3 protein-coding genes, 1 tRNA gene and 1 pseudogene are annotated in these 5273 nt (G+C 58.9%); 4 read left to right on the forward strand and 1 reads right to left on the reverse strand.

Annotation, left to right across the window (positions count from 1 at the left end; all coding sequences use genetic code 11):
- Positions 1-88: 88 nt before the first annotated feature.
- Positions 89-165 (forward strand) — tRNA-Ile (locus tag Q0M35_RS17125).
- A 242-nt stretch (positions 166-407) separates the two neighbouring features.
- Here the strand turns inward: Q0M35_RS17125 and Q0M35_RS17130 are convergent.
- A complete protein-coding gene (locus Q0M35_RS17130) occupies positions 408-848 on the reverse strand; it encodes a RidA family protein (protein WP_295317476.1) in 441 nt (146 codons plus the stop codon).
- Between the two features lie 288 nt (positions 849-1136).
- On the opposite strand from Q0M35_RS17130, the gene Q0M35_RS17135 reads away from it, so the two are divergent.
- The 3 genes and pseudogenes from Q0M35_RS17135 to Q0M35_RS17145 all read left to right on the forward strand — a co-directional run.
- Positions 1137-2621 (forward strand): ferritin-like domain-containing protein, encoded by a 1485-nt coding sequence (locus Q0M35_RS17135; protein ID WP_295317477.1) that lies wholly within the window; start codon positions 1137-1139, stop codon positions 2619-2621.
- Positions 2618-4900 carry a hypothetical protein gene (locus Q0M35_RS17140; RefSeq protein ID WP_295317478.1) on the forward strand — a complete coding sequence of 761 codons (2283 nt, stop codon included), beginning with the start codon at positions 2618-2620 and terminating at the stop codon, positions 4898-4900. Before Q0M35_RS17135 ends, Q0M35_RS17140 begins: the two co-directional genes overlap by 4 nt.
- Positions 4897-5273, forward strand: a pseudogene (locus tag Q0M35_RS17145) (hypothetical protein); the annotation flags it as partial. The gene Q0M35_RS17140 and the pseudogene Q0M35_RS17145, both read left to right, overlap by 4 nt.

Genomic DNA, 5273 nt, shown 5'->3' on the forward strand with positions numbered 1-5273 from the left:
AACATAAAACGTCCGACTGCAACGCGCGACATCGTAAAGAGCGGCTCTTGACGCCGCCGCCCGGCAGCCTTACCCCCTGTCATATGGCGGGCCTGTAGCTCAACTGGTTAGAGCAGAGCGCTCATAACGCTTTGGTTGCGGGTTCAAGTCCTGCCGGGCCTACCATACCACCACGTCAACCGCCTTTGTCAGACCACCCGCATCAGGACCGCCGGGTGGCGCCTGACTGCATGGCGGGCCCGGCCACGATATGCATCAGTCCGGGCGTCCGGCAGGTCGACACACGCTATGTACCGAGAGACGTAATCCCCCGTATTTCAACCGCAACCGTGGCCGGCGGCGGCAGCGTCAGACAACTCCGGACCCATGGCGAACCACCTGTCTGAACAGCGTCAGAACAGGGCCCGTCAGGCGACAGCCGACCCCTCGATCTCGATCACAAGCCCGTCCATAAAAAGCTCCGACACCCCGATGAAGGACTGCGGCGGGCGGCACGGGCCAAGCCATTCCATCAGAATATCCACCGCACCCAGACCGGCCTGCATGTCCGTCACGAAAAACTGCATATGTGCGAGATTTTCCCGGCGCATGCCCGCAGCTTTCAGCACCTCGTCAAGCGCGGCAAGCGCACCCGCCATCTGATCGCGCATGTCTCCGGCCCTGGACGGTTTGACACCCCATTCACTGCCAGGGTCAGGCACCACAGAAACCTGACCGGCAATCCGCAACGTTTTTGTGGCTCCGGAAATGACCTCACCCTGATTATAGTACTCCGTTGCCCAACTGACGGGGTTCACGGGCGTGCGTGTATATGCCGGTTTGCTGTCGGCTGTGGCTTTATCTGTCATCAGACTGGCTCCCAAATTATGTTGCCGTTCCAAGAGGACACTTTTTCCCGGCACGGACAACAGATTTTCCGGCTGCGCGTTTTTTCCGCCTGCAGTGCCTGACTTCCGAGGTTGATTGGAATCAGCATTAAGGCCTAACATTGACGGGTGGGGTACGATTTCCGAATTTTCTGTTCCGTCAACGGGTTATGCCCGCATACCGGACGAGGTGACAAAGGCCGCGCCTGACGCCAGCCGGCGTTCAGGATATCCGCATCCGTGCTGCAGAGAACATCACAGGACAACATCATGGCTCCCGACGACATCAGATCATCAACCAAAAAAACCAGTGACCGGAAGGCTCCGGAAGTCTCGTGGCGCGATCATCTTGTGATGCTCCTGAATGTCGGGGCAGAGATTGAGCACGGCCTGATGGTGCAATATCTCTATTCCGCCTATTCCATCGACACACGCGGCCACCCCCCTGAAGTGGTTCAGAAGCTGGAAAGCTGGCGGGACCATATTCTGACAATCGCACGCGAGGAAATGGGCCATTTCATTACCGTGCAGAACCTTCTGCGGTTGCTCGGAGCGCCGATGAACCTCGCCCGCCAGAATTTCCCCTGGGACGTTGACTACTATCCTTTCCCGTTTCGTCTCGAGCCGTTCTCGCTGTCCTCCGTAGCGGCCTATGCCTTTACCGAAGCGCCGCCTCTGGAAACGCTGGAAACCGATGCCGCCCGTCAGACATCGGGTGGTAAGCGCATCCATCCTGCGATGGCCAATCGGTATATCCACTACAAACGCTTTGACTATGACGAGATCAGACGCCGGGTCGATGTACGCATGCCGCGCAATGTCGAAGCTCATTCGGTAGATGTCATTTATTCCGAGATTATAGACCTGCTCAAAGACGAGGACCGCATCCCCGACAGCGTCTTTCAGGAGGATACCTATTCCGCACAGGCCAACTGGGATGACTGGGGCCGCCGCTACCGGCCGGCGCCAAAGATGCTGACGGCGGATGGCAGCCCTGCTGAAAAACAGGCGAAAGACGATATACAGACAGTGAATGAAACCAACATGCTGGTCATGCCCGTGGGCACCCGCACGGAAGCGATCAAAGCACTGCAGCTGGTCAGCGAACAGGGTGAAGCCCCTCATATGGGCACGGCCGAACTGGAAGAAATCTCGCACTTCGACAGGTTTCTGGTGATCTTTCAGGACCTCAAAGAGATGGGCGATGATTTCCGCCCCGCGCGCGATGTCGCCTCTAACCCCTCGGTCCGCAAAGATGTCGACGGCAGCACTCAGATAACCCATCCCCGCACGCGCAGCTGGGCGAAGTTTGCAAACATCCGGTACAGGATGCTGCTTGCTTTTCTCGGGCACCGGCTGAAATCAGGCGCAAAGCACAAGGTCCCCGTACAGGACCGCGAGACCATGCTCATCCACCGGACCTTTGCGGAAATGTACAATATCAAAACCGTGTCCAACCTTCTGATGCAGATGCCCCTCGGAGCGTCCGGCGAAGATGCTGCGCGTTTCGCGGGTCCGCCTTTTGAGACCCCTTTTGACCTGCGCATGCCATATTCAGAGGTTGAGACCTGGATGCTGCACCGCGAACTTGTGAAGGCGGCAATCAGGCAGGCCACAGAACTGCTTGACGCGTCCGATGATGACGACACAGCAGCAGCCTATCTGCGCACGCAACTGCCGATCGACAGACAGACACTCGCCTGGACCGAAGCTATCCTGTCAGGTCTCGGCGTCACCAAAGGACAGCTGACATGAGTGACCTGAAAATCCGGCTGCTGCCGCCCGTCGCAATTGGTCGCTTTGGCTCGTCGGAGAAACCGGTTGAGAATTTCACACTGGGTGATGATCCTCACGATCCGCTGGGCTACCGGAAAATCCTGCCTGAGCCGACCTTTGAGGTGGCCGCAGACGGCAGCCTCAGCCAGAGCACTCCGGAAAAGATCACTTTCCGCGACGGTGAACACATCCGGCCGGTGGCACCCTTTCTGGAAGTGTTCACTCACGACGGCGACACACTGCGCCCGCTGTGCATCGATGATCTTCCAGATGGCGCAGAGGTGTCCTGGACTGTCGAGGTTGCCAATCACAAGGTGTTTCGCCGCACAAATGACCCCAGGGACAAGGTGACATTCAAGGGCACCTGCAAAGGCCATGACCCGCTGATTCTGCGAGGCAAAGCGCCGAATTTCACACCGGACGGGTCCATTGATTTCGGGCGCGTGCGTTATATCAGGCCCACCAAAGAGTTCCCGCAGATCCGCGCCCGCTTCACCCCCGGTGCCGGTCTGATCTACGGGCCGGTGGCAGAGGAGGGCAAAGACATCACAGACGGTGATGTGGTCTCCGCGGATCAGCGCATCTATGCAAAAGGCAACTGGGTCGGGTTTGATGCCGACGACAACGCGTTTAAAGATCTCGGGTATTACAACGAGACGCTGCCGCCTTCACTGTACGCGATTTCATCGCCCGCACCGTCCTGGCTGAATAACAATATCGCAGTGAGCCGCGGGTATTTCGACGATTCCTGCGACGGTTTTATCACGGTAAAGATCAGCGCCGCCGACGGCAGCAGACTGGCGGAATCCACCGCACGGATCTGTGCCGGCCCGCCCGATATCGCACCTGATGCGATGTTCCTGCGCACTCTTACGGATGATCTCGAACAGGTTCTCGAGGGGCCCGGCCTTGCCGGGGATGAAGCGCCCGAAATGACCCGCGCCCGTGCCATAGACATTGTGCGCCGGGCCTTTGAGACCGTGCGTTTCATGAACCTGACGGTGATGAATGGCAATGATTTCAAAGGGCGTTCCGCGCTTACACTCGATTCGATGCCGCAGGAGGAATCAGCTGACACCGAAAGAGCCCTGCGCCCGGTCATGCCCCCGCAGACCGTGGACACGCTCGCCATTTCACAACTTCACGCTCAGGTCTATGCCGCGCTGAAGGGCGGCTCTGAGGCCTGGTTTGCCAATGTGATCAGACGCCCCGATGAGGTGTCCGACTTCACCGACCACGGACGCCGCAAAATGCCTGCGATGATGTGCGGTGCCGACAACGGATACCTCGCGCTGACACATCGCCAGATCGCAACCATCGAACGGGCCGCCTCACTGCTGGGGTACAGCAACGCGCAGCCCGAGCCCCTGCCCGCCTCTGACGATAAACCACTGCTGCAGCCAAAAAACCGCACGGCCATGATCAGCTATAAACCGCAGGGCAACCCGATCAGTTCCACCCCGTCAAGCTCTGTCGCCAATTGCTGTCCGGGGCTCGAAATGGATTTCCGCGCGGTCTGGCGGCGGTTGTTCAAAGGCGTCACACTGCGCGAATACGACAACCTGGTGGTGACCTGCGATGCGTCACTGGATTTCGATCTGACAGGCCATCGTCTGATGGCTGTCCGGCTGGGCAAGGAATACATCCAGTTCACCGCACCCATTGTAGGACCGGCACCATCCGACCCCAAAAACATGATCCTGCAGACGACAGACATGAACCCCGCCGGGCGCGCGCCGCTTGAATGGTCGAATGCGCTGGCCCCGGTGATCGCCGGTTATCAGGGTAAGACGGTCAGATGCATTTTCACCCGGGAGCGCGCAAAAGAATACCAGGTTTTCACGCCGGGCGACCGGAGCAATCAGATCGTCATGGAACTGGAAGTACGGCACTTTTTTGATGACGGCGATCAGAGTGACATCGGGGTGGATGAGAGCGTGCTGATCTCCCGGGCGCTTGCCGATGCGGGGGAACTGACCCAGGGCCTGTGCTCTCCATGGCAGAATGACTATCGCGAATGTTCCTGTTATTACTGGGCTTCTGCGCGTCCTGACTTTGTGAATGCCGAAATGGGCCCTGACGGGCTGAGCAGCGGGGACAACTGGTTGCAGAGGCGCCGCACCGGGGACTACGTGCCGGACGATTACGTGGATTCGCGTCTCATCAATTACGATGATCTCTTCCGCCACTGGGAGGTTTTGCTGCGGTTTCAGATCAGTGGCTGCGATGCTCCCGGCGAAAGCCAGGACGGCAAATGACCCCCGACAACGCCCGCGACATAATGCAGGCCGCCTCGCCCGCGCTTCCGGCACTGCACCTTCTGCCATCAGCAACAGGCGGGCATGTCTTTCTGGCCGACGGCAGCCGGCTATTCGAAGTGGAAGCGCCGCTGTTTGCAGAGCTTGAGACAGCGCGTCTGTCGCAGGACCGCGCAGCAGTTGATGCGCTGATGCAGCGGCTGGGTCTCGACGGTGCGCCCTTTGTGGATGATACGCCGGTGCAGGATCCGCCGCTGCAGGCAATCTCGCTGGCAATCGCGCAGAAGTGCAATCTCGGCTGTACGTATTGCTACGCTCAGCAGGGCGAATTCGGTCAGGCGCCGAAGAATATGCCGTCTGAAAACGCAAAACG

The organism is Roseobacter sp. (assembly GCF_024639605.1).
GTDB lineage: Bacteria > Pseudomonadota > Alphaproteobacteria > Rhodobacterales > Rhodobacteraceae > Roseobacter.